Origin of the sequence: Monoglobus pectinilyticus, assembly GCF_002874775.1 — a bacterium.
Lineage (GTDB): Bacteria > Bacillota > Clostridia > Monoglobales > Monoglobaceae > Monoglobus > Monoglobus pectinilyticus.
On record NZ_CP020991.1, the window covers coordinates 2,111,374 to 2,137,176 of the forward strand.

Annotated in this window: 28 protein-coding genes; all 28 read left to right on the plus strand. The window is 35.8% G+C overall.

Translation table 11 applies throughout. The annotated features are described in order from the left end of the window. Positions 1 to 9: 9 nt before the first annotated feature. The 28 genes from B9O19_RS08850 to B9O19_RS08985 all read left to right on the plus strand — a co-directional run bounded on the left by B9O19_RS08850 (position 10) and on the right by B9O19_RS08985 (position 25,797). Entirely contained in the window at positions 10 to 1,503 is a 1,494-nt protein-coding gene (locus B9O19_RS08850; protein WP_102366079.1) for a phage portal protein, read from the plus strand. After that, positions 1,490 to 3,052 (plus strand): minor capsid protein, encoded by a 1,563-nt coding sequence (locus B9O19_RS08855; protein ID WP_102366080.1) that lies wholly within the window; start codon positions 1,490 to 1,492, stop codon positions 3,050 to 3,052. Before B9O19_RS08850 ends, B9O19_RS08855 begins: the two co-directional genes overlap by 14 nt. Then, the gene (locus B9O19_RS08860) at positions 3,052 to 3,249 is read left to right on the plus strand and encodes a hypothetical protein (RefSeq protein ID WP_102366081.1); all 198 of its coding nucleotides are present in this window, start codon (positions 3,052 to 3,054) and stop codon (positions 3,247 to 3,249) included. Before B9O19_RS08855 ends, B9O19_RS08860 begins: the two co-directional genes overlap by 1 nt. Positions 3,250 to 3,472: 223 nt before the next feature. Continuing rightward, complete coding sequence (locus B9O19_RS11730) at positions 3,473 to 3,664, plus strand: hypothetical protein (protein ID WP_154058652.1); 192 nt, start codon at positions 3,473 to 3,475, stop codon at positions 3,662 to 3,664. A 175-nt stretch (positions 3,665 to 3,839) separates the two neighbouring features. Next, a complete protein-coding gene (locus B9O19_RS08870; protein ID WP_102366083.1) occupies positions 3,840 to 4,448 on the plus strand; it encodes a phage scaffolding protein in 609 nt (202 codons plus the stop codon). A gap of 11 nt (positions 4,449 to 4,459) precedes the next feature. Further along, a complete protein-coding gene (locus B9O19_RS08875) occupies positions 4,460 to 5,071 on the plus strand; it encodes a hypothetical protein (protein ID WP_102366084.1) in 612 nt (203 codons plus the stop codon). Positions 5,072 to 5,082: 11 nt separating this feature from the next. Then, on the plus strand, positions 5,083 to 6,105 hold the full coding sequence (locus B9O19_RS08880) for a major capsid protein (RefSeq protein WP_102366085.1): 1,023 nt from the start codon (positions 5,083 to 5,085) through the stop codon (positions 6,103 to 6,105). An 18-nt stretch (positions 6,106 to 6,123) separates the two neighbouring features. After that, positions 6,124 to 6,510 carry a hypothetical protein gene (locus tag B9O19_RS08885; protein WP_102366086.1) on the plus strand — a complete coding sequence of 129 codons (387 nt, stop codon included), beginning with the start codon at positions 6,124 to 6,126 and terminating at the stop codon, positions 6,508 to 6,510. Then, complete coding sequence (locus B9O19_RS08890) at positions 6,511 to 6,894, plus strand: hypothetical protein (RefSeq protein WP_102366087.1); 384 nt, start codon at positions 6,511 to 6,513, stop codon at positions 6,892 to 6,894. It begins immediately after the preceding gene. Beyond that, on the plus strand, positions 6,894 to 7,289 hold the full coding sequence (locus tag B9O19_RS08895; RefSeq protein ID WP_102366088.1) for an HK97 gp10 family phage protein: 396 nt from the start codon (positions 6,894 to 6,896) through the stop codon (positions 7,287 to 7,289). The genes B9O19_RS08890 and B9O19_RS08895 overlap by 1 nt, the downstream gene beginning before the upstream one ends. Continuing rightward, a complete protein-coding gene (locus tag B9O19_RS08900; protein ID WP_102366089.1) occupies positions 7,282 to 7,716 on the plus strand; it encodes a phage tail terminator family protein in 435 nt (144 codons plus the stop codon). Before B9O19_RS08895 ends, B9O19_RS08900 begins: the two co-directional genes overlap by 8 nt. Further along, positions 7,706 to 7,891 carry a hypothetical protein gene (locus tag B9O19_RS08905; protein ID WP_102366090.1) on the plus strand — a complete coding sequence of 62 codons (186 nt, stop codon included), beginning with the start codon at positions 7,706 to 7,708 and terminating at the stop codon, positions 7,889 to 7,891. The genes B9O19_RS08900 and B9O19_RS08905 overlap by 11 nt, the downstream gene beginning before the upstream one ends. Continuing rightward, positions 7,891 to 9,225, plus strand: coding sequence for a phage tail sheath C-terminal domain-containing protein (locus tag B9O19_RS08910; RefSeq protein WP_306560142.1), 1,335 nt, complete (start codon positions 7,891 to 7,893; stop codon positions 9,223 to 9,225). The genes B9O19_RS08905 and B9O19_RS08910 overlap by 1 nt, the downstream gene beginning before the upstream one ends. Before the next feature lie 13 nt (positions 9,226 to 9,238). Then, positions 9,239 to 9,781 carry a phage tail tube protein gene (locus tag B9O19_RS08915; protein WP_172620958.1) on the plus strand — a complete coding sequence of 181 codons (543 nt, stop codon included), beginning with the start codon at positions 9,239 to 9,241 and terminating at the stop codon, positions 9,779 to 9,781. Positions 9,782 to 9,798: 17 nt separating this feature from the next. After that, a complete protein-coding gene (locus tag B9O19_RS08920; RefSeq protein ID WP_102366092.1) occupies positions 9,799 to 10,218 on the plus strand; it encodes a phage tail assembly chaperone in 420 nt (139 codons plus the stop codon). 200 nt (positions 10,219 to 10,418) lie between these two features. Continuing rightward, a complete protein-coding gene (locus tag B9O19_RS08925) occupies positions 10,419 to 12,959 on the plus strand; it encodes a tape measure protein (RefSeq protein WP_102366093.1) in 2,541 nt (846 codons plus the stop codon). Next, positions 12,959 to 14,020 (plus strand): LysM peptidoglycan-binding domain-containing protein, encoded by a 1,062-nt coding sequence (locus tag B9O19_RS08930; RefSeq protein WP_102366094.1) that lies wholly within the window; start codon positions 12,959 to 12,961, stop codon positions 14,018 to 14,020. Before B9O19_RS08925 ends, B9O19_RS08930 begins: the two co-directional genes overlap by 1 nt. A gap of 1 nt (position 14,021) precedes the next feature. After that, entirely contained in the window at positions 14,022 to 15,032 is a 1,011-nt protein-coding gene (locus B9O19_RS08935) for an N-acetylmuramoyl-L-alanine amidase (RefSeq protein WP_158648967.1), read from the plus strand. A 69-nt stretch (positions 15,033 to 15,101) separates the two neighbouring features. Then, the gene (locus B9O19_RS08940) at positions 15,102 to 16,352 is read left to right on the plus strand and encodes a hypothetical protein (protein WP_102366096.1); all 1,251 of its coding nucleotides are present in this window, start codon (positions 15,102 to 15,104) and stop codon (positions 16,350 to 16,352) included. A gap of 116 nt (positions 16,353 to 16,468) precedes the next feature. Continuing rightward, entirely contained in the window at positions 16,469 to 18,454 is a 1,986-nt protein-coding gene (locus tag B9O19_RS08945) for a CHAP domain-containing protein (RefSeq protein ID WP_281254354.1), read from the plus strand. Then, positions 18,451 to 18,774, plus strand: a complete 324-nt coding sequence (locus B9O19_RS08950) for a DUF2577 domain-containing protein (RefSeq protein ID WP_102366098.1) — start codon at positions 18,451 to 18,453, stop codon at positions 18,772 to 18,774. Before B9O19_RS08945 ends, B9O19_RS08950 begins: the two co-directional genes overlap by 4 nt. After that, on the plus strand, positions 18,774 to 19,187 hold the full coding sequence (locus B9O19_RS08955; RefSeq protein ID WP_102366099.1) for a DUF2634 domain-containing protein: 414 nt from the start codon (positions 18,774 to 18,776) through the stop codon (positions 19,185 to 19,187). Before B9O19_RS08950 ends, B9O19_RS08955 begins: the two co-directional genes overlap by 1 nt. After that, positions 19,184 to 20,908, plus strand: coding sequence for a baseplate J/gp47 family protein (locus tag B9O19_RS08960; protein WP_102366100.1), 1,725 nt, complete (start codon positions 19,184 to 19,186; stop codon positions 20,906 to 20,908). The genes B9O19_RS08955 and B9O19_RS08960 overlap by 4 nt, the downstream gene beginning before the upstream one ends. An 8-nt stretch (positions 20,909 to 20,916) precedes the next feature. After that, positions 20,917 to 21,465, plus strand: a complete 549-nt coding sequence (locus tag B9O19_RS08965) for a putative phage tail protein (RefSeq protein WP_102366101.1) — start codon at positions 20,917 to 20,919, stop codon at positions 21,463 to 21,465. Between the two features lie 2 nt (positions 21,466 to 21,467). Further along, positions 21,468 to 22,883 (plus strand): leucine-rich repeat protein, encoded by a 1,416-nt coding sequence (locus B9O19_RS08970; protein WP_102366102.1) that lies wholly within the window; start codon positions 21,468 to 21,470, stop codon positions 22,881 to 22,883. A 10-nt stretch (positions 22,884 to 22,893) separates the two neighbouring features. Then, complete coding sequence (locus B9O19_RS08975) at positions 22,894 to 23,322, plus strand: hypothetical protein (protein WP_102364930.1); 429 nt, start codon at positions 22,894 to 22,896, stop codon at positions 23,320 to 23,322. Beyond that, positions 23,315 to 23,443 carry an XkdX family protein gene (locus tag B9O19_RS08980; RefSeq protein ID WP_102364929.1) on the plus strand — a complete coding sequence of 43 codons (129 nt, stop codon included), beginning with the start codon at positions 23,315 to 23,317 and terminating at the stop codon, positions 23,441 to 23,443. Before B9O19_RS08975 ends, B9O19_RS08980 begins: the two co-directional genes overlap by 8 nt. 2 nt (positions 23,444 to 23,445) lie before the next feature. After that, positions 23,446 to 25,797, plus strand: a complete 2,352-nt coding sequence (locus B9O19_RS08985; protein WP_102366103.1) for a polysaccharide deacetylase family protein — start codon at positions 23,446 to 23,448, stop codon at positions 25,795 to 25,797. The last annotated feature ends 6 nt before the right edge of the window (positions 25,798 to 25,803 follow it).

A 25,803-nucleotide genomic window follows, 5' to 3' on the forward strand; every position in this document is an offset into this window, starting at 1 on the left:
GAGGATAAAATGTTTAATTTTTACGAAGAAACGCAGAGAATTATTAATATTATATCAAAAGGCGCAAATAAAGCGCCAACTATGAAAAGAATAGCGGAAATAGAATTAAATAAATATAAGCAGAGCAAAAAGCGTAAAAAAATGCTTACAGGAATAAATTATTATGATGGAAAACATGAGATACTCAAAAAAAAGCGACTTGCCATTGAAGAGGGCGGTCAGGCTTCCGAACAGCACTATTTGCCTAATTCTAAAATAATTAATAATCAATATCGCAAAGCTGTAGACCAAAAGTCTAATTTTCTTTGCGGTCGCCCTATAGCAATTGACACGGATAACGATAAATATACCGACGAACTTAATAAGATATTTGACGAAAATTTTCATGCAATACTTAAACAGACGGCAAAAAACGCTTTAAATTGTGGTATATCATGGCTATATCCGTATATCAACGATAGAGGAGAGTTTTCCGTCAAAATATTCTCAGGTATTGAGATATTACCATTTTGGCAAGATGAAGAGCACAGATATATAGATATGGCTTGCAGATTATATGTTATCCCAACATATGAGGGGGAAAACGAAAAAGATGTGGAGCATGTTGATATATTCTTGCCTGAGGGGATTGAATATTATATATATGAAAATGGAAAATTAGTGATTGATTCTGAGCGTGAACCTGAACCATATCTTACATACAAAGATAAAGATGATAATGTTATATCTCTGAGTTGGGATAAAATACCGCTCATACCATTTAAATATAACTACGAGGAACAACCGCTTATAGAAAGGGTACAATCAATACAAGACGCAATAAATCTAATAATGTCAAATTTTGAAGATAACATGCTTCAAGACCCTTATAATACTATATATGTATTGCTTAATTATGACGGTGCGGATTTAGAAGAATTTCGACATAATATTGCGCAGTATGGAGCGGTAAAAATAAGGTCCGTTAATGGTATTGATGGAAATGTAAGCACTATAGAAGTAAAGGTGGACAGCGAAAATTATAAAGCTATCCTAGACCAATTAAAAAAAGCGTTAATAGAAAACGCAATGAGTTATGATGCAAAAGACGACAGGCTTGGCGGTAATGCAAACCAAATGAATATACAGAGCATATATAATGATATTGACCTTGATGCTAATGGTATGGAGTTAGAATTTCAAAGAGCGTTAAAAGAATTATTGTGGTTTGCTGATATGTATTTATACAATACTACAGGTCAGGATTTTACGAACGAAAAAGTAAAATTTGTATTCAACCGCGATATGATGATGAACGAAAGTGAAATAATGACAATGCTTCAAAATTTAGGAGTGCAAATTTCACAAAAAACATTAATTTCTCAAGTGCCTTGGATAGATGACGTTGAAAAGGAATTGAGAAGAGTTGAAGAGGAATACAATACAACGAACAACGATGAGTATAATAACTTAGTCAATCAGATGAGAGGTGAAAGCGGTGATTTAGGAAATGCCGAAGAATGAAAAAATAGAAAAGTTACTTAAACGCAACGGCGAATATTGGTCGGGGCGTTTTTTGTATCTTGAAAAAGTACAAAGTAATAAAAATATAGAATACTTTCACAATCTTGAAAAACAGTACAATGAAGCTGTGCAGACGGTAACAAACGATATAAATAACTGGTATATGCGATTTGCTGAAAACAATAAAATAACATTTACAGAAGCAAAAAGATTATTAAATGCAAAAGAACTTAAAGAATTTAAATGGACTGTGGAAGAGTATATACAGAAAGGCAAAGAAAACGCCCTAAATAAACAGTGGGTAAAACAGCTTGAAAATGTTAGTGCTAGGGTACATATTAATCGTCTAGAGAGCCTTAGAATACAAATGCAGAATCAGGTTGAGGTATTAATGGGTAATGAGTTAGATGATATAAGCAATCTTATAACTGACATATATCAAGATACCTATTATCGTTCTATTTTTGAAATACAAAAGGGTTTTGGAGTAGGGAGCAGCTTTGCAAAATTAGATACAAAATTAATTGAAAACTATATACATAAGCCCTGGACACCCGACGGCAAAAATTTCAGTGAAAGAATTTGGGGTACTCATAGACCCCAGCTTGTGAGAGAACTTGAAACAACGTTAACACAGTCAGTTATCAGAGGGGAGCAGCCTAAAAAAATAGCCGCTAAGATAGCAAAACGATTTGAGGTGAAGAAACATCAAGCCGAAAATCTTGTATTGACAGAAACAGCATTTTTCAAATCAAAATCTACATTGGACGGATTTAGAGAAATGGGAGTTAAAGAATATCAGAACGACGCAACTTTAGATAACAAAACATCTGATATATGCCAACATATAGACGGGACACATTTTTTAGTATCCGAGTATAAGCCGGGGATTACGGCACCGCCTTTTCATAATCGTTGCCGGACTGTTGCAATACCGTATTTTAACGATGAATTTACGGTCAATGAAACAAGGGCGGCGAGGGACAAGGATGGGGATATATACTCAGTGCCGGGTGATATAAAATATGCAGAATGGAAAAATAAATATGTTGAGGATTCTATATCAGATAATGACCGTAAGTTATTTAATAAATATGTAACAATTCTAGGACTAAATGCGCCTACTATTGACGAATTTGTGAAAATGAGGTATAATAAAAAAGAGTGGGGACAGTTTACATCTTATTCGAGTTCAATAAAATCCGGTGAATTATCTCCTTTGGCTACATTTGAATTATATAAAAGTATCAGCAAAAAAATTGATGATAACTTAATAGGCACTATTACAAGCAATGGAATAAAGATAACAGATAAATCTAAGCATTTTATATCAAGAGTAATAGGGTCGGTTGAGCAGAGGCGTAACGGCGTAAATGTCAAAGATGTATTAGACGTGCTTCAAAATCCTGCAAGATTAGGTGATATTAGAAAGTTGAAGAATGGAAAAAGCCAAAGATTTATTGGCGACTTATTAACGGCTACTGTTAATCCTGATACCGGAGTGTTAATACAGGTTAACCCAACAACTAGAAGAAAGGGGTTTAAGTGATGAATATTACTGAAAAACAAAAAGAACTTGTGAAAAAATATTTGAAAAAGTCATATACTGAAATATATCAACTCCTGTTAGATTTAGATGATAAAATAACAGAAATTGGTTTTGATGAGAATTACGACATTAACGAAGAGGGCATATTATTGCAAAGGCTATATGATGACCTCTATTATCAAAATTCTGAAATATAAATAAGCTCCGATTTATCGGAGCTTTTATTATGCTTTAAAACAGAGGTGAAATTATGATTAAATGGGCGTTACCGATTTTACAAGTAGTCTTTATTATCTGCAAGGTGTTCAATTTATTAAATTGGAGTTGGAGTATAGTTTTCATACCGAGTTATATTTGGCTGACTGTATTCTTTATATTCCTAGTTTTCTGTTTAATATTTATATATTTGGGGGGCAAAAGATGAAGTGCCCGTATAAAGATAATAGATTTGAAAATACAACATCAAAATATATCTATGACGAAGACGGAAGTCTAATAGAAAATAAAATAACGACGTGTACCGCTTCTACTTTTGGAAAGTGTGACGGCGAAGAGTGCGCAGCATATAAAGATGGTGTATGTCAATATGTATTGGTCGAAAAGGGAGGTTGAGAGTTAATGGCAAGAGAGCCAACTGGAAATAAATTTAATAATGATTGAGCCGCATAAGGCTCTTTTTTTATGTGCAAAATTCGTCTTTTTGGTATTGCAGACGTAAAAGAACAAGACTGATAGCCGCGGACTATACCGCGTATAAAAAATGTAATCAAGAAAGGTGTAGTGTTTAATGGATAAAGCATTTTTAAAGGAGCTTGGGATAGAAGATGAAAATATAACAAAAATTATCAAAGCTCACAATGAGGAAATAAAGGACAGTTATGTACCGCTTTCCCGATTTAACGCAGTTAATGAGGATAAAAAGGAAGCGGAACGAAAAGCAAAAGAATTAAAGAGCCAGCTGGACGGGTTGGACAATGTAGATGTTGCGGAATTGGAAAATACAATTGAGACATTAAAGAACGAAAACAAAACCGCACAGGAAAATCACGAAAAAGAACTTAGGAATATAAAAATTGATTATGCTCTTGATAAAGCTTTGATAGACGCTAAAGCTAAAAATATTAAGGCTGTAAAGGCGTTTTTTAATTTAGATGAACTAGAACTTGATAATGACAATATCAAGGATATAGACGATAAAATCAAAGCGTTAGCAGAAGATGATACAACAAGTTTTCTTTTCGGTTCCGACGAATCGAGCAAGGGTAAATTTAAGGGTGTTAATCCTGTGCAAGTACCAGGTGCCGGAAGCGGTCAGTCTGACGATGATAGTGTAGGCTCAATGTACGCACAAAAATATAATGCTAAATTTGGCGTTACAAATAACGAAAATGAATAGGAGTGAAAGTAATGGCTTTAACAACAATAAAAAGAACAGAAACTAGACCTAACTTTTTAGAATCGGAAGTAGGTTTGGTGCTTAAAACGGCACAAGTAGACAACGCAAATATTGAAGCTGATGAATATGGATATAAAACGGTGAAAGGCGGTACACCTTATCCAGCGAATGATTCAACCGCAAAAGGTCTTATTTTTGAAGATGTAGACGTAACTGTTGGCTCTGACAATGGGGTAAGACCGGCCAGCCTAATGGTTGCAGGAAGAGTTTTAGAAAATAGACTGCATACTCCGTTGAGTTCGGCGGCAAAAACAGCACTTACAGCATTGGGGTTTGTTTTTGTTGACGAACCTGTAATCATGAGAGAACCAATTGAACCCAAAGAGTATACAGCAGGAACAACCGCGTTCAGCGGTAGCGATATAGCCTACGGAAGTGGTGAGCTAACGATTACTGCTATTGATGACAGCAACACTGATTCGGCAGTAGCTACAGTTGCATTGTCGTCTTCAACTCATAAGGTTACAGCAACTAAGGTAACGGCAGGTAATACAACGGTTGATTGCACTGTATCAGACGGCACAAATACAGCTGTGATTACTGTACCAATAGAATTAGTATAGGAGGACTATAAATGAATATTTTACAATTAATTTCAGACAAAGACAGATTGTCATTTTCGCAAAATCTGTCTATACAGAGAAACTATTTAGGGGACACTTTATTTCCTGATTTGAAGACACAGCACTTAGAAGCTGAGTATTTTAGACTGACTGACGGTCTTAATCTGCCAACAATGGCGCAAGTACATGGTTTTGATACAGAAGCGGCAATAGGCACAAGACCGACGTTAGAAAAGGTAACAATTGAGAAATTATTGATTAAAGAAAAGATTAATCAGTCTGAAAAAACTCGAATGTATCTAAAGACCGGAGTATCTGAGCAAGCATTGGTTTCATATGTATTTGACGATATGGGTCGTCTTGCTGATAACGTAAAAACAAGAACTGAAGTGGCAAAAATGGAAGCGTTATCAACTGGTAAGCTGACAGTTAAGGAAAATAATCTTGATTTTACCATTGATTATGGAGTGCCTAAAGAAAATAGAATGTCAGTAGATTGGAGTTCTCCCGAAGCTGATATTTTAGGGGACATACGGTCAATGATTGATATTGCGAAAGAAAACGGTCATACTGTTAACAGATGTGTTGCAAGTAATAAGATAGTAACCTTGATATGCAAAAATAAGGCAGTACAGACGGCTATGTATGGTGTAAATGGAGTTGGAACTTTTGTTTCGCTCGGTCAGCTTAATACAATGCTCAGTAATATGTTTGGCTTTACAATAACTGTAAACGATGATAGATACAGATATAAAATCACAAAAGACAAATACAAGACAAAGCGTTATATAGATGAAGATGTATTTATTTTATTTCAAAGTCTAGACGGTTCTATAGGTACCGGACTTTGGGGACCCACTCCCGAAGAGGAGGATATGGGACCTTATACAGAAAAGTCAAGTCAGCAGTACATTACCTTAACGCAGTGGGAGACACCAGACCCGAGAGCGGTTTGGACAAAAGCGAGCGGTGTATTTATTCCGGTTCTCCCGTATCCTGAAAGCCTAATTATTAGCAAGGTTAAATTAGCGTAACAGAAAAGGGGAACGGATATGTTAGATGAAATATACACAGCACTTGAAAGTTATGGTTACAACGAATTTGACGGTTCTGATGAGATGATTCTAAATCTTATTATTGATAATGTTGAACAGCATATAAAAGGGTTTTGCAACATTTCTCAAATACCTAAAGACTTAAAACATACATTCATACATAGCGTATGTGGTGAGTTCCTATATCAAAAATATAATAGCGGAAGTTTGCCGGATAGTTTTGATTTTGAGGTAGCGTGTTCGTCAATTTCGGAAGGAGATGTAAAACTTGATTTCAACATTAACGGAACATCAACAGCAGAGCAAAGATTTCTTAAAATGGTAAACGAACTCCGTTCCCCTGATTACAATTGCTTGATAAGATATAGAAAGCTGGTGTGGTAAATGAGGATTAAAACGCCAACAGCTATCCAGATTCAGAATGCAATTACAAGCATGTGGAACGGCAGAATGACTGTGTACGGAAATAAAAGCGTGTTTAACGAAGTTACCAAAATAACCGAAATAGAAAATGATGTAGTCTTAGCCAAAGATATACCATGCAGGATATCCTTTAAGACAATTTCAAAAGTTTCTGAACAGGACGGCGCATTTAAAACTGCACAGGAAATAAAACTTTTCTGTGCCCCTGAAATAGAAATAGCGGAGGGGTCAAGGCTTGTTATTACCCAAAACGATATAACAAACACATACGAAAAAAGCGGCACACCAGCAATGTACACATATCATCAAGAAATTATATTGTCTCTTGTAGAGGAGTGGGTATAATGATACGCTGTAATTTTAATGATTTAAAAGTGTTTAGGGATAATCTAGATAAATTAACAAATGCAGAATATGACAGATTAGCAAAAGAATGTTGTAATGAAATTGCCGCACGACTGTTACGAATGACACAAAAAAATACACCTGTAGCTACTGGCACATTAAAACGTGCTTGGAATATAGAGCCGGCAGAGAAGAAAGGTAATGTGTGGGTATCTGTTATATACAATACAGCTGATTATGCAATCTATGTTGAATATGGGCACAGGACAACCAATCATAAAGGCTGGGTAACCGGGCGTTTTATGCTGACAAATGCTGAAAAAGAAATAGAAAGGATTGTCCCACAATTGCTAGAAAAACGGTTATTGCAGAAACTAGGTGAAGTATTTGACTAATGAAACAATTGCAGGAATATCAAATAAGTTGTATAGCTTGTTTGGAGAAAATTATAAAATATATACTAAGGAAATAAAACAGGACTTGAAAAAGCCCTGTTTTTATATTGTCAATTTATCTGTCAGAAACAGGGTTTCACTAGGTTTGAGATATAATCACGAACAGTCATTTGATATTCATTTCTTTCCTGGAAAATCAGGCAGTCAGTCTGAGATGTCAGAGATTGCGGATAAATTGATGACAAACCTTACATTTATTCAAGTACAGGATAAAAGTTATTTGTATGGGTCTAATATCAACTCCCAGATTGTTGAGGATGTGTTGCATGTTTTTGTCAATTATGACGTGCCGATGAAAATTGTTAAGACCGATAATGAGTATATGAATAATTTAGAAATTAATGGAGGTATGAAATATGGCAATTAAAAAGCCGGATGAAATGGAAGTAAAAGACAAATATAATAAATCCGTTATTTTGCAGTCTGCAAAATACAAAAATAGACGTGATTTGCTTGATGTCTTATTAGATGAGAAGAAATACTATACAATTTCGGAAGTTGAAAATGCAATAAAAAAATATATGAACGGAGGTAGAAAATAATGTTAGGTGGAGGTACTTTCACGACTATGAACAAAGTTCTGCCAGGTTCATATATCAACGTAATATCAACTGGCAATGCGACGGCGGCTTTGTCTGATAGAGGTTATGTAGCCGTACCAATGGAGCTTGATTATTCTCCTGAAGGAGTTTTTGAAGTAACAGCTGCGGATTTTCAGAAGAATTCTGTAAAGTTGTTCGGCTACGAGTACAACTCAGAAAAAATGAAAAATATACGAGAGATATTTTGCAAGGCAAACACTGTGTATTTTTATAATATCTGCGAAGGCGGCAAAAAAGCAACAAATACATATGCTACAGCTAAATATCCGGGCGAAGCTGGAAATCAATATAAAATAAAAATTGAAGAATCGGTAGATGATGAAAACCGTCTTAATGTTTTGACAATTTATAACAGTACGGTTGTTGATGTTCAGCAAATAGAAAAAATTACATCAGCAAGCACAGAAAACAACGGACTTGTTGATAATGATTATGTTGATTTTAAAAAGAATGTTGTACCAACCGTAACATCTGGGAGTTCTTTATCCGGTGGTACTAAGGGAACCTCGTCAGGAGCCACAATACAAAAGGCTTTGGATTCGTTAGAATCTTATTCGTTTAATATTCTTATTTGCACATTGACACAGACAACAGATAAGAGATTGTATGTAAACTATGTGAAGCGATTAAGAGACGAAAACGGTATTAAATTTCAGGTTGTTATACATGACCCAGAAAATGAAATTCCGGCAGATTATGAGGGCTGTATTAGAGTGCCTAACAAGGTCGCTGACGGTTCTGAATCTGCGCATGAATTAGTTTACTGGACAGGCGGAGCAGAAGCGGCGTGCCGTGTAAATGGCTCTTTAACAAATGTTGAATATGACGGGGAATATACCGTTGACACTAATTATACACAAACGGAGTTATCTAACTTTATTCAGTCGGGGTTTTTGGCGTTCCATAGAGTTGGAAACGAAACCCGTGTGCTTGATGATGTTAACAGTCTTGTAACTGTAACCGATGGTAAGTCGGAAGATTTTAAACGCAACCAAACTATACGGGTAACAGACCAAATATCTAATGACATAGCTGTTCTTTTTAACACAAGATATCTGGGAATATCACCGAATGATAATATGGGCAGAGCCTCACTAAAAAATGACATTGTGAAAATACACGAGGATTTGAGAAATATAAGAGCAATTGAAAACTTTGCATCTTCTGATGTTACAGTCGAGGCAGGAGATAAAAAAGGCTCTGTAATCGTTACTGATACAATTACAACAATTGAAGCTATGAGACAGCTATATATGACTGTTTACGTTTCGTAAGGAGGGAAAATAAATGGATGAAAAAGACTATAACATAGCAAATAATGTGGTGATGAAAGCTAAGGACAGTTTGCAAGCTAACTTAGGAAAATGCACCATAACTAATGGCACTAAGCGTTATAACTTTATGCAAGCAATTAACCTTGAAGCCAACTTTGAAAAAACAAAAGAAGAAATTCCGATACTCGGTAAAACAGGTAAAGGAAATAAATCTACAGGCTGGAAAGGAACAGGGTCAGCAACATTTCATTATAACACTTCAATATTTAGGGAAATGATGGCTGATTATAAGAATACCGGAAAAGATGTCTATTTTGACATTACAATTGAAAACGGTGACCCAACGTCAGACGCTGGGTATCAAATAGTAACACTTAAAGACTGTAATATAGACGGTGGTATTCTAGCAAAATTTGACGCTGACGGCGGGTATCTTGATGAGGATATGGACTTCACATTTGAGGACTTTGAGATTACTCATTCTTTTACTGCTTTGACAGGATTTTTAATAAACAATAATAGCAACAACAATAACAACAATAATAGAAACAACTAATAATAGGAGGTAAAAAGATGGGAACATTAAAAGGGTTTTTGAATCCTAAGAAGGTTGAAAATATAAAATTCGTGGTGAGCAACAGATTCGTTGATGATGACGGTAATCCGTTAGAATGGGAACTTAGAGCACTTTCGGCAAAAGAAAGCGAATTGCTGCAAACCGATTGTATGATAAAAAAAGCTTCCAGCAGAAGAGGGGTGTCAAGTCTTGATTTAGATGCTGCTTTATACACAAAGAAGATGATGGCAAAATGTGTTGTTAAGCCGGATTTGAACGAGATTGACATACAGGACGCTTACGGCGTTTCTTGTGCGGAAGATGTTTTGGGAAACATGTTGACAAGCGGAGAGTACACAGCCCTTTCTAACAAATTATTAGATGTAAACGGTTTTAATGAAATATTTGAAGATGAGGTAAAAGAAGCAAAAAACTAATAAAAGGTGGAGACGCAGACAGTAACTATGCTTATTACTGTCTGCATGAACTCCACCTTTTACCTAGAGAATATTTAAATTTGTCCCGAAAAGAACAGGCTTTCATTGCGGCGTGTATTGAGATAAATCAGGAGGAGATAAAAAAGATTAATAAAAAGAACAGTAAAAAGAAATAGGGGGTGGTTATTATAGGAAAAACAATGAAAACAGCAATAGAAATACAGGATAAAGTTACCGCACCTATTAAATCAATGTATAATGCTATGAATCTTCTTATTTCCGGATTTGAGAGAATGCAGAATATGCCTGGAAATCTTGTAGATACAAAGTCAATTGCCGCTGCACGTTCTGAATTAACAAATGTAAAAACGGTATTGAGCGGAGCAGAAAAGGGCGCTAAAAAGTTGAACACAGCGTCAACATCTGCCGGAAATGCTGTTAAGACTATTGGTCAATCATCAGCTAACATATCCAGAGTTTCAAGCTCTATGAATTCAGCTGTAAACTCAACCAAAAGATTTTCTACAGCCACAACTCAATCTATTCAAGGATTAAGAGGTCTTGTGACAAGCCTATCGAACGTAAAAAATAAAATTGTAAGCGCAACAACTACTGGTATATCTAAATTTAAACAACTTGCAACATCAATGAAAGAAAGTTCCTCTTCTGGTAATGGTATGGTTGGTGTGTTAGGAAAAGTAGCGGCGGCTGTAGGCTCTGTTATGGGAGTAAAACAAATTATCAACTTATCTGATACCATGTCTCAAACAAAGGCTCGGCTTGATTTAATGAATGATGGACTTCAAAGCACTAAAGAATTGCAAGATAGAATTTTTGATTCTGCCCAAAAGTCCAGAGGTTCATATCAAGATACGGCTGACCTAGTATCCAAACTCGGACTAAATGCAAAAGACGCATTTGAAAACACTGCACAAATCGTTGATTTTGCTGAACAAGTGAATAAACAATTCGTTATATCCGGTGCGAGTGCGGAGGAAACAAAAAATGCAACATTGCAATTAACACAGGCACTATCATCTGGGGTTCTTAGGGGAGATGAACTACGCAGTATATTTGAACAAGCGCCTACATTGATTCAAAGTATAGCGAATTATATGGGTGTGCCAATAGGGCGCATCAGAGATATGGCAGCAGAAGGACAAATAACAGCTGAAACGGTAAAAAATGCACTATTAGGGTGTGCTGATGAAACAAACGCTAAATTTGCTAGTATGCCATTAACATTTAGTCAGTTGTGGACAAATTTTAAAAATAGAGCTATGCAAGCGTTTCAGCCAGTTCTTGAAAAAATAAACGAGCTTGCAAATAACGGAAAGCTGGAAGAATACATAGGTAAAATAGCTGAAGCAATGGTGACGGTCAGTGATGTAATTATGAACGTCATAACATGGGTATTAGACCATCAAGATATAGTTAAGGCGGCTTTTATTGGGCTTTCTGTTGCTATTGGTGCAATGACTGTAGCTATGTGGGCTTTTAATATTGCTTCATATGCCAATCCGGTAATCTGGATTGTTTTGGCTATCATAGCAGTTGTAGCCTTATTAGTGGCTGGGATAGTTTTAGTCGTCGAACATTGGAACGAAATAAAAGATGCGGCAAGTGCTTGCTGGGAAGGTGTTAAAAGTGCTTGGGGGAATGTTACAGATTTCTTCAAAGGAATATGGAATAGTATTGTTTCCAGCGTAACAGGTCTGTGGAATAATATTGTTTCGATATTTACAACGATAAAAAATTTTTTTGTCGGCATTTGGAACAGTATGTATACTGTTGTTTCTACATTTTGGGGTGCTATATGGAATACTATTTCTCCAATAGTTATGGCTATATGGAATTTAATCAGTACGATATTCACTATAATATGGACAATAATTTCAACCATAATGCAGGGAATATTTCACGTAATAAGTAATGTGTGGAACGTAATATATAACGCCGTTTCAGGGGTGCTAATCTCTATATGGAACATTATAACAAGCATATGGAACAGTATATACAGTGCCGTCTCAGGCGTATTGTCCTCAATATGGGATGCAGTGTCGAGCATATGGAACAGTATATATAATGCAATTTCGGGCGTATTAAGCAGTATATTCAGCACTGTTTCTAGTATCTGGAACAGCATATTCTCAGCTGTAAGAAATAAGGTTGTTGAAATATATAACAATGTCAAAGACAAGTTTACGGAAATACTTAATTATCTTAGTGGTTTGAAAGATAAATTTTTACAAAAAGGACATGAAATGATAGACGGTCTTATAATGGGTATTGCGGATAAAATAAACGGTGTTACAAGTAAGATTAAGGAGTTGGGAGAAAAAGCGGTTGGGGCTATAAAACAATTCTTTAACATAAATTCACCGTCAAAGGTAATGCGTGAACTCGGTAACTTTACATTTGAGGGATTTAATCTTGGACTTGCAGACCAAATAAACGCTATCAAAAACACATCACTTAATATGGGTGCAGTGGTTACGGCTAATTCAATGCCTGACCTTAAAGCAAATCTGGACTATTCAGGAAAAAAAGATTTCAGCGCAATGCGTGAGACTATAGCTAGTAATACTACTAACAGTACATATATTCACGCTCCTGTTACTGTAACCCAAAAGAATGATATTGTTGTTCAAAATGGCGAGAGCACTGATAATCTTATTAAGAAATTATCAAGAGGAATGGAAGAAAACGCAGAAATTGTGTGGAAAGGGGTATTAGCATAATGGCTTATTCTTTTTTTGTGGCAGGAACAAAATTACCAGTGCCGCCGTCATCCTTTACAACTAAAATCGTAAATAAAAATGAGACGTATGAACTAGTTGATGACGGAGAAATAAATATTATTAAAAAAGCGGGATTGAAAGAGTTTTCATTTGAGGTTGAATTACCGTGTACAGAACGTCCATACGCTAATTATGAAGATGGTTTTCTTCCGCCTTTACATTATTTAGAATTATTTGCATATTTAAAAAGCGAATTATTACCGTTCCAACTTGATATTTATAGAGAACTCCCTAGCGGTGAAGATACATATTACACGAACGAAACTGTGACACTCGAAGATTATACAGTTACCGAGGAAGCGACTAACGGTCAAGACGTAAAAGTCGAATTGAATTTTAAAAAATATAGACAGTATTCAACCGCTACCGTTATGCAAGATGAAGACGGATTGCATTATACTATTGTCCGGGGTACAGATAAGCGAATAAACAGGGTTGTAGATGTGAAAGACGGTGACACTTTAGCCACTATAGCTATGAGAGAATTTGGACGGGCAGACCAAAATTTGATTGATTATCTATACGCTATAAATAAAGAAAACATAGATGCTGAATGTGCAAAAAGGGGAGTATCTCCACCACAGATATTCCCCGGTATGTCTATACGACTTACTGACGACAGTTTCGGGAATATCGATGAATACAACGCCAATAACAATGTTGGCGATAATAAGTTACAGGTTGAAGACGTAAACAAGATAACTGAGGAGGGATTAACAGTGACACAATACGAAAGTATAATGCAGACTGTTATGGGACATCAAAACAGATTAAACGCTATGAGCAGTTATATGATATATAACTATGTTGATAAGAATATGCCGAAAGAATTTCGGCCAATAGTAAGATTTTTAAATTATAAGGGTTGGTTAAAAGGAGATGACAGCGGAGAACTCGGTTTAACTGATGATATGCTTAGAATTTTAGCGGCTCTTGCCCGTTCCGGTGCTTTTGGTAATGACTGTCCTACCCCTGAAGATGAAAAAGACTGGGGGGATTAATATGAGTGTTTGCAGAGTGTACATTGACCCTCTGAGAGATTACAGCGGCAATAATGCAGGAGCTTCATATTTTGGAGTGCGTGAACAAGACATGAACTGGTTTGTGGCAAAAAGAGTTTCTGAAACACTTGATAATTACACATTTATGAACTCACAGAAATATTCATCTTTTGAAACTCATTTAAGCCGGGAAACAAAAGAAACTACGAAAAGTGAAGATATGTGGGAGAGCTTGCGTATACGTCTGAATGAGAGTGAAAAGCTATGGGACGATGGAGGAGAGCAGACACCTTATTACATTTATTTGGGGATAGGCTCTGAACCGTCCGGGAATAAAGAGACCAGTACAGAAAGAGGTATAAGCTGTCACTATGAAAAGAGAAATGCACCGGGTATTGATAACGATACGTGGAACGCATGGAGCTATAGTTTAGCTGATACTATACTTAATACAGTTGTGAAAAATACTGATATGCCTGAATATAAAATACCTATAACGCTGACAAGGTATCTGCCAATAAATGAAAATGAAAAAATAATGTGCGGTGTTACGGCTCACGTAGGACGAATAAATAATGCAAATGACGCTAGATTATTATACAACGAAGAGACAAGGAATGCTATAGCTGACAATATAGCGGAGGCTATAGCATATTGGGTAGACCAGGATTACACAAGCGGGAACGTGCCTGATAAATATAAGACACCATATACAGCCATAGATAACGCCAAAGACAGGGCAAAGGCAGTTCTTGCCGAAATACAGAAGAACGAGGAATTATTGTCTGAAATAGAAAGCCGAATGGTATACAATTACATAGATAAAAATTTCCCGTCTTATGCTATAGGAACCATTGAATATTTAATTGACAATGGATTTTTAATTTTAAAAGGAGACGATAGCGGAGAACTTGGGTTGACTGATGACATGATACGTCAAATTTGTATTTTTGCCCGAGCTGGTATTTTCGGAAAAGATTGTCCTACACCTGAAAACTATATCCCGTTATGATAAATGTAATTGACAATATTTTCCTCATATGATATATTAATTACAATATATTATATGGGAGGTAATTTTTTGAAAAAATTTGTTTGCGGATTATTGGTTGGAGTAATTATAAGTGGCTTAGTTGGAGTGTATGCGGTAAATCAAATATACGATAATCCATATTCGATATATGTTAACGGAGAGCAAAAACAGATACAGGGTTATAATATTGACGGTTATAGCTATTTTAAATTAAGAGATATAGCGCAGGCAACGAATAAGTTCAATGTTGATTTTCAAAATGATAATGTAATTATTGATACGTCAAAAGGGTATTCAGAGGAGAATAAGCAACCGGAACAATTAAAAATAGATGAAAAGAAAATATATTGTGATTATTTAAATAATGTTGAAAAGATTGAAGTTCTTAATCATCCGGCAGGTGATACAACTGAATATATTAGTGTAAATGATTTATTATATTATATGACTGATGTTAATAACGACGGGGTGCAAGATTTAGCGTTTTCATCAAAGAACTATCCTAATAATGGGTTAGGTATTTTAACTATAGATAATAATAGGGTTACCGAACTTATAACTCCTTCTATTATTCCTTATAGTGCTGGTTCCGAAACATGTACTTTAGCTATGTATGATAATAAATATGGGATATTTAAACATAGGGAGAATTCAGCTGATGATTTTGTTTTTACCACTATTGTTGGAAAGAGTAAATTTAATACAACTTTAAGTGGCTATCATCATGAAGATATTGGTTATATAATTAACAATGAAAATGTTGGAGAATTAAATTGGTGGTCGATATTTAACAATATTATTCCAGTAAAATTTTATGGTTTTGATTCTCTTGTATCTACTTCAAGTGAGTATTCAGGGGAAGAGCCAGACGATATTATATATTATGATTATGGAAATAATAGTTGGGCTCCTGATTATGGAGCATATTCTGGTTTAAAATATGGGATAAATAATTTAGAATCAATCATTGATTACACCGAAAAACAATTAGTTTCTAACAGCAGTGTTATTACGTATGAATATGTATATAATGAAAAACAAATTAATTCATATATAGAATTATTAATGAGTATTGGGTTTAGTAGAAGATACCTTGAAAATGACTTGTTTGTATATCAAGAAAAGTTTCCTATTTTAATGTATAAAAAAAGTGATATAGTGCTATCAAAAAACGGTAATTATATTACTATAAATAATTCTCCTGATTATGAAAAGGTTTTTGTTTCGACTTCTCCCGGTAAAAGTCCAGAAGATATAATAAAAGAGGCTCAAAATAATATAGATAAACTTTACTTATAATATATACTATAAATAAATATTTTTCAAGACACCTTAGAGGGTGTCTTTTTTATTGAAAAAAGAGGTGAACAAAACTGGCTACGGCAAAACAGTTAGTAGAAATCGCAGAAAAGGAAATAGGATACACTGAAAATAGCGGTGTATACAAAGAGTATGACAGTACCGGGCAAGCGTGGTGTGCATATTTTGTTTCTTGGTGCTTAAAAACAGCCGGAATCAGTGTTTATGGAACTCAAGGCGCAGCGGCGGCTTTTGCATACATGGCAGAAAATGAGGGAAAAGGTACATTTCACGGTAAAGGAAGTGGCTATTCACCAAAAATCGGGGATTTGTTTTTAAAAGATTATAACGGGGTTGATTGGGCTTCACATATAGGAATAGTAAGAACGGACGCCGCAAATGGAAGTTTCTCAAGTGTGGAGGGAAACTCTAGTAATAGTGTTGCTTCTAATACCCGCAATGTTTCAGATTATTGTTATGTGACACCGCCTTTTAACGGTTCTAGTGTTGGTGCTGCTCCCTTAGCTCCGCAACGTGAAATAGTTATTGAGTTGCCCGGCGGTCTTGGAAAAATATATACATATGAAACGTGGAACCGGGAGGAACATGGATATTCTGCATGGAATTCTGATTCTGCGCAAAAGAAATTGATAACCGTTTCAAAACAGCGCAATGAATACAGTTTTGACGGTGAGGGATATGGATTTGTCGGCAAGCGTTATGTTGTAGCAATGACAAGCACATTCGGGGATATTGGTGATTATGTAGATATTTATTGTGCCGACGGTAGGGTTATAAATGCTGTAATAGGTGATGAAAAAAGTCAAACATATGAAGACTGGGACAATAATCCGGCTAATAAATGGGGACATGAAAACGGTCAAATTGTTGTTGAATTTTTGACAAATTGGTCAGCTAATCCATTGCATGAAAACCCGTCGTCAAATGGTGGGGTTTTAAAAGTTATCAATCTAGGAAACTATTTTAATTATCCCGAATATGCTATTGGATTTGACGGAACGGGCGGTGTCGCTGACAGCAATAGCGGTAAAAGTATAACATCAATACAGACTATGTCATATATAGGCGCCAGTGTAGATTTTAGAGAAAATCCTCTTAACAGCAAAAAAATGTTAAATCAAAATAATATAGAGTTATATATATCAGGAGCAGAAGGAGTTATATATAAACCGGTTGTAGTTGATGAAATAACGTGGGAAACAGAAGCGTACGGAAGTCCGGCACAGCTTGAATTTACTATTATCAAGGATGCGTATATATCTTTTGAGGAGGGCGACCAGGTTATATTTAAATATAAGGGTGCTCCTGCATTTTACGGTTTTATATTTCAAAAACAACGAACAAAACAACATCATATAAAAGTAACTGCTTATGACCAGACAAGATATTTTAAGAATAGTGACTGTTTTGTATTTGAGGGCTGTACAGCTACAGAAATAGTAAAATCTATTTGTAATGATTATAAAATAGCATATGGCCAACTTGAAGACACCGGAATTAAGTTACCGCTTACAGTTTGTGACAATGTTCAGGTTTTTCAAATAATCGAAAATGCTTTAGATTATACGGTAGCACAAGGCGGCTATCGTTTTTTATTGTGGGATAATTTTGGCTCTTTAGTTTTGGCTCCTAAGTTTTGGTACAAAAAAAATTATGTTGTATGTGATTTTACCGCCCAGGATTTTGATTATACAACAACCATAAATGAGGGTACATATACAAGAGTTAAGCTATATTATGACAACGACCAAACAGGTACAAGAGAAGTATATATCAGAGATAAGTCTGCCGAATATCCTAAATTTGGTGTACTGCAATATTGCAGTACCCTTGATGAGGGGGAAGACGGAGTAAAAAAAGCTGAGGAAATTATAAAAATTACTACTAATAAAATAAGAAAACTTGATATAAAAGGAGCGTTAGGAGATGTAACGGTAAGAGGAGGAACTCAGGTATATGTTGAGCTTAATTTAGGGGACATAATTCAAAAAAAGTGGATGGAATGTTTTAGTGCAAAACACACATTTAAAAATGGAGAGCATTTTATGGATTTACATTTAGTAGGAGGTCAATTTATATGATTGATATAACAGAATTTACAAGGGCGGTAAAACGTGTTGCCGTTCAGGCTGTTAAAGAAACAGTTCCGGCTAACGCTGTGTTTGGGACGGTTGTTTCTGCTGAGCCGTTACAAATAGATGTTGGATACGAAAAACCTATAAGCGGAAGTCTTATAATACTACCGCTATGTTTTGATAAAAAAACATATACAACTACAAGCAGCGGTAGTCCGCCGCATAGACACACAATAGAAATTGATAACAGCCTAAAGGTAGGAGACAAAGTTGCACTGCTTAAAATGCAGGGCGGTCAAAGACATGTTGTATTGGGGGTTGTGTAATGTTACCAGTTATATCTACGCCTAGAGAAAAAATTATTGAGACTAAAGTAGTTATATACCCCTCTAAAACATATGAAATAGATTGGGAAAACAAACGTATAGCTGGGTCAATTGACGGCGTAAAAGCGTTACAGCAATCAATACACTTAATTTTACTAACTCAAAGGTATCGTTATCCAATATATAGTTGGGATTATGCTACAGATATTGACCCTCTATACGGTATGAGAAAAGATTTTGTTGTGCCTGAACTGCAATGTAGAATACGTGAAGCATTATTACAAGATGATAGGATAACGGACATTATAGATTTTAAAATTAACCATATAGAAAGAGGCAAATACGATGTTAGTTTTGCGGTGAAGAACAAAATATCAGATACGCTCTACATAAATGAGGTGATAGAAGCATGATTACTAGCAACTATGATTTTGGAGATATAACAAATAGAATGTTGCAAAGAGTGCCGAGCAAAATTGATAAAAGACAAGGCTCATTGATTTATAACGCTGTAGCCCCGGCAAGTTTGGAATTTGCAAAAATATATCTTATGTTACAAGCAATAGAAAAAGAAGCCTTTCCCGATACCGCAAGCATAGAATATTTGAAGAGACATGCAAAAATAAAAAATTTATCTCTGAATGAAGCCACTTATGCCATTGTTAGGGGTGAATTTAACAAGAAAATACCTGAGGGAACACGATTCAGCTTACAAGACAGCGAATTAAATTATATAGTAATGTCTGAAAGTCCCAAATGGGATGGGGACAATGCACGGTTATATTATTATTTGATGATGTGTGAAACAACCGGGAGTAAAGGCAATCAAACCGGAAACTTAATACCCATAACCGACATAGAAGGATTAACTGTTGCTAAAATTGTTGGCATTGCTACTTATGGTACAGACACAGAGACTACGGAAAAATTTAGGAACAGATATTTTGATACTATTTTAAACCCACCTTTTGGCGGCAACCGTGCTGACTACAAGAGATATATCAGGTCTATAAATGGTGTAGGAGCTTGCCGATTGATAAGAACGCCATCAGGCGGCGGTACTGTTGGCGTTATTATCTGCGACAGCGAATATAACGAGCCGTCTCACGAGTTGGTTGGCAGTGTGCAAACGTTAATTGACCCGGTTGTTAACAGCGGCAACGGTTTTGGAATGGCACCAATAGGACATAGAGTTACTGTATCAGCTGTAGAAACGGTTGGAATAGAGGTTATTTCCAAAATTGAGTATCAAGAGGGTTATACCTGGAACGATATAACTGAAAGTTATCAAAATACTATATCAGATTATTTTGCTGAATTAAACGAATCATGGGGAGATATAGACCCTGATAATATAGTCGTTAGAATGACACAAATAGAACAAAGAATTTTGAATTTGAATGGGGTTTTAGACGTTGTTGATATAAAATTATATCCTTATGGAGAGAACGCGACTACAAATAATTTTTCGGTGCCTGACGGCAAACTTGTCTCTAATTGCTCTACAGGTTGGGAGCCGTTGTCGTTAAATGCAGGGGTAGAAGCCAAAATATCAAAAGACCCATCAGGAAACGGAAATGCTGTTAAGTTTTTATGCGGCTCAGACGTATATGGAAACGGTTGGTCTTATGATATAGCTAGACTTCTTGATAAAAAGCCAACAGATTTCATAGAGGCAACGGGATATTTAACTGTCTCGTTTGAACTTTTTCAGCCTGAAAACAGTAGGGGATTAGGTAATTTCTATATTGATTTGAGCGGTAATAAAATCATTAAAAACAGCGACGGTGGAAACACATATACATACGGACGGTTAAGCGGTTATGAACCAAATACAACTGAAATAAAAATTATTGGCGGTAGTGCTAAGACGAGCGACGGTGTGGATAAGGTGCACATAGCAAATGAAAAAGTTTTGGGAAATTGGGTAACTGTAGAATTTAAAATTGATTTTACTACACGTCAGAATTTCACTTGTATATATAATAATAGAGAACATATTGTTACGGGATTCCCGTCAACTGTTGACCCGTCTTCATTATATCTTAATATACAGCTTTCTGACAATCCACAACATACCAATGATATAGAAACGTATATTAAAAATGTGTCTGCGGTATATATAACGGAGTAGGTGAAAATATGGGGAAAATATACACATTAAAATATTTGCCTGAATTCTTTCATGACATAATTGATTTTGCCGAATTATGCAAAACGTATGACGTTGAATTTTTGCTTCTCGAAAAAGAAATTGAAAAGTTATTAAATAACTTTTTCTTTAATTTTTTAAATGAGCAAGGGTGTAAACGCTGGGAAGACATATTAAAAATATCTATGCGTGAAACTGATACGTTAGAAGACAGAAGATTTAGAATAAAGTCTATATATTTTGGAGATACGCCATACACGGAAATAACAATGCTGGAAAGATTAGAAATGCTTGTAGGCAAAGGAAATGTTACTGTTAGTATAGATGTAAAAAATTATAAAGTTACGGTCAGATTGTCATTGAGCAGAAAAAACCAATTAGCAGAAATTATAAAAATGATTGAAAAAATGGTGCCGCTTAATATGATTATAGATGTCAAGCTGTTATATAACACCTATGAGACTTTAGGATTATATACGCATGATTATTTAGGTAGATTTACACATTATGCGCTGAAAGAAAATGTTTTGGGAGGTTAGACATGGCTACAACTACAAAAATATACGGTTTAAAAAAACCGTCATTAACAGATGTTTATAACATTATGGATTTTAATAACAATTTTGATAAAATTGACACTGTTTTAAATACAAAAACAGAAATAGAAGATATAGGGACACTGAACGGCACCGAAAGCGTATTTAATACACGAATAAGTCCAGGTTTTTATAAAGGAATATGGAATAATCAGTCCATGAAGCAAAAGGGAGATTTTACGCTTTTTGTTTTTGATGTCTCCTCTACTAATACGGCAGAAGATACAAAGGAAACAGTAGTAATGCAAGTTTTATTTCATGAAAATCAAGTCTCGGTCCGTTTGGGTGTGTTAGGTGTTCCGGCGAATTGGGGTAATTTCTCTCCGATAGCAACAATGTCTAATATATCAAACATAGAACAAAAGATAGGCAATTTATCAAATCTTACTACAACGGCTAAAACAAATATCGTTACAGCGATAAATGAGTTGATAACGTCAATATCAAAAAAAGCGGATAAAGTTACAAATAACGGATTTATAGCCGGAGGAGCGGAGGCCGGAAAACTCGGAAGTATATCAATAGGAAGTGGTATAGGCTCCACCGGAGAATATGGAATAGCAATTGGCGCAGGAGCAGAAGGGGCAAATGACAGTGTGGCGATTGGACATGGGTCAATTGCTTCCGGGATTGATTCCGTTGCAATAGGAGATGTAGCGGAAAGTTTGGCTCAAAATGCTGTGCAAATATGCGAAGGCAGTAACAGCGAAAGTGAAAGTCTGCAATTTAGAAAATATAAAATAGTTAGATATGATACCACAGACGATGAATATTATTTGAAAGATGTTGGCAGGTTGAGCCGATTATATACTACTAATCGGTCAAACATCGTTGAAGCAATTAATGAATTAGACAATGAAGCGGAAAATAACACAACTGAATTACTATCAAAAATAACGGAACAAAATAATAGCTTGATAATGCTGATACAAATGCTTGCTAATACTGGGATTAACATAGTTCCATTACTCGAAATGCTGGGTAACACTATTACCGTTATTTCTGATACTGTAACTCAAATATATCAATACTCTGACAATAATAATCCTGATAATAAATTAAAAGGAATTGTTTATGCACCAAATCTTGAAACAGTTGAATCACGTTCGATAGACGATAATTCAGGCATGACAACAATAATCATGCCAAAAGTCAAGACAATTAAAAGTCAAGGCTTTTGGGCTAGTTATGGACTTAAAACGGTCTTTATACCTAATGCTTGTACATCTCTTGCCACTAACGCATTTTCTATGTGTGGAAATTTAACTAACATATATATTGATAATGTCGAAGGTACATTTGGAGATATAGCAGCAGATTCAAGTTTGCCTAATTTAAAAGTTACATATTTAAAAAAGTGAGGTGTCTAAAATGGAATACAGACTAATAAATGGTATTTGCCATATATGCAAATATAAAACGGTTGTAACAAATGAGAATGGTACAAAACTTGAATTTTATCATTTGGACGAGGTTGAAACTAATCAGTCATTGGAACTACATCAGCAACTCAGCGACTTGCCAGCTGAGATTGTTCCTCTTGATGTATCAGACTGTATTTGGCTTGACGGTAAAGAGTTCTCGTTTGATACAGAAATTATTCAGGCTTATGAAATGGGGGAAACAGAATATATAAAATATCTTTTGGAAAAATCCCGTCTTAACAATGCAAATCTGCTTAATGAAATTAAAACATTGGGTCAGGCTCAGACTGATTTAGAGTTAGAATTAATCGAACAGGGACAATACATAACAGACCTCGAATTACAACTTTTGGGAGGGGGTGAAAGCAATGTATGAAAAGATTAAAAACAGATACGAAAAAGGATATGTAACCAATAGTCAGCTTATGCGTTATATATCACTCGGAGTATTGACGGAAAAGCAGGCAGAAAAAATTAAGGCGTTGGAGAATGAATAATTATGATAATTGATTATAAAGTTGATTCGCAAATTTTACGCAGAACCAGCAGAAATTTAATAGTGGCGGACAGCATAAAATATTTGGCTGTCCGTTTTAATTTTTCTGATGAATGGAAAGGCACTAAAAAGACAGTTGTTTTTTTATATGATGGATATAGCTATAATGTTCTTTTGGATGAAAACGAAATAGCGATTGTGCCGCATGAAGTTATAAAAAGTCCTGGATTTAATTTATCTGCATATGGCACGAATAACGGAATGCGAATAACAACTAACACATGCAAAGTATCTGTTATAAAGAGTGGATATTGTGAGGGAGAAACACCACCTGAACCAACACAAAACGTATATGAGCAAATATTAGATAGATTAGATAATAGCGGTGGAGGAACAGAAAAAAACGGAAAATCAGCTTATGAAATAGCCGTAGAGAATGGATTTAACGGAACTGAAAGTGAATGGTTAGAAAGCCTAAAAGGTCAGCCGGGCAAAGACGGAATAAACGGAGCAGACGGCAAAGACGGAGCAGATATAACAGCTATAAATGATTCCGAAACCTCATCAGAGACCACGTGGAGCAGTGCGAAAATCACTACTGCTAATACGGAACTCCAAACACAAATTAATAATACATACAATCATCACCTGAATGATAGTAACAATATAGGCAATGAGGTATATAACGGAGCGGTTCTTACTATAGTTGACGATGATGGGTCTATAGAGTTTTTAAATAATTTTGTACCGATATATAAGGATAAGGGTGTTAGGTGCAGTTTTGCGGTAGTTGCTTGCAGAGCAGAAACACCAATAGGTACAACGACAAGCGGCGACCCTTACGAGGCTTTAAGCTGGACACAAATAAAAGAACTTGTTCACGATGGATTTGATATGCAAAGTCACACATATAGTCATGATGTTAAAGTGTTTCGAACAGGCGAAAATTTAAACGAAGAACAACTTGAACATCAATTCGGTGACGCTGATAGATTGTTTCGAGAAAATGGACTTGATTATAACTGTATGGTATATCCATGGGGTACGGCTCAAGCAATCAAAAAAAGGGTTGCAAAACGATACGCCAAATATGGAATGACGTTGATTAGTGGGGATACGGGACTAAATGATGAAATAAATGAGCCTATGGCAATATCAAGATACACATTGCAGAGCGGTTCAACAAGTTTAGCAAGTGCTAAATCTCAAATTGACACAGCCATTGCCAATAAGCAATGGCTTATATTATGCACTCACGCAAATGCAAATCAACCCAGTGCTGATACATTGGGATATATTATTGATTATGCCATAAGTAAAAAAATGCGTATAGAAACGTTTTCTAAAGCCGCAAGGCTCAAGGCTCCGGTGTATTACGCAGGCGATGGCGACAATATGTTCCGGGTCATGCCAAATGGTGACACAAAATGCAAGCCTGACGATGATACTGTAAGATATATAGTGCAAAGGGCTACCGCATTAGGATTATTTGAGGACACGGAAGCAAGCATATCGGCAAGTTACGGAAAAACACAAAACATAGCAGGTGACACATTGGATAAGTCGCTTATAACAGTAACTGTGACGATGACAAGCGGGAAAGAAAACATTGTAACCGATTATGCTGTAGAAGAAACGGATTTAACGTTGTCAGAGGGCGAAAATACGTATCATATAAAATATAAAGGACTTAGTTGCACATTAACAGTAACAGCGATAGCGGCGGCAGAAGCCGCAGAAATTACACAACAGCCGCAAGATGTAACAACAGAAGTTGGCGAAACTGCAAATATGTCAATAATAGCAAAAGGTACAGGCTTGACTTATAAATGGCAGTGGCTTGATGTGAGAGGCGACAACCCTGTTGGTACATGGACTAATTGTGCAGACGGCACATCAAGCATATTGCAATTTATAGCGGAACAATATCATAATTTACGCAAATACAGATGTATCGTGACAAGCGGTATAGGAGAAACACTAACGTCAGATATTGCAACATTGCATATAGGAAGCAATTACAGCACATTAATAGAGCACACCTCTGAATCAGAAGCTATCGAACGAACATGGTACAGTATTCCTTTATCAGCCGGTGCGTATCGTTTTCGGGCAACAGTGGAGAAAGCCGAATATGCTTGTACTTTTCAGCTTAAAACAGCAGTTAATAATGTAGATGATAAAAATGGCACGGTTATGTTTATCGCGCCAACAGGCACGTTTAACGCCGCAAGCGCAATATATACGTTTGAGGGTGATTTTACGTTAGAATCAGGCACGGAATACCTATTTTTGTACACAAAAGGAATTACTGCCGGGAAAACAATAACTATTGAATATTATAAAACTAATTAGGAGGGC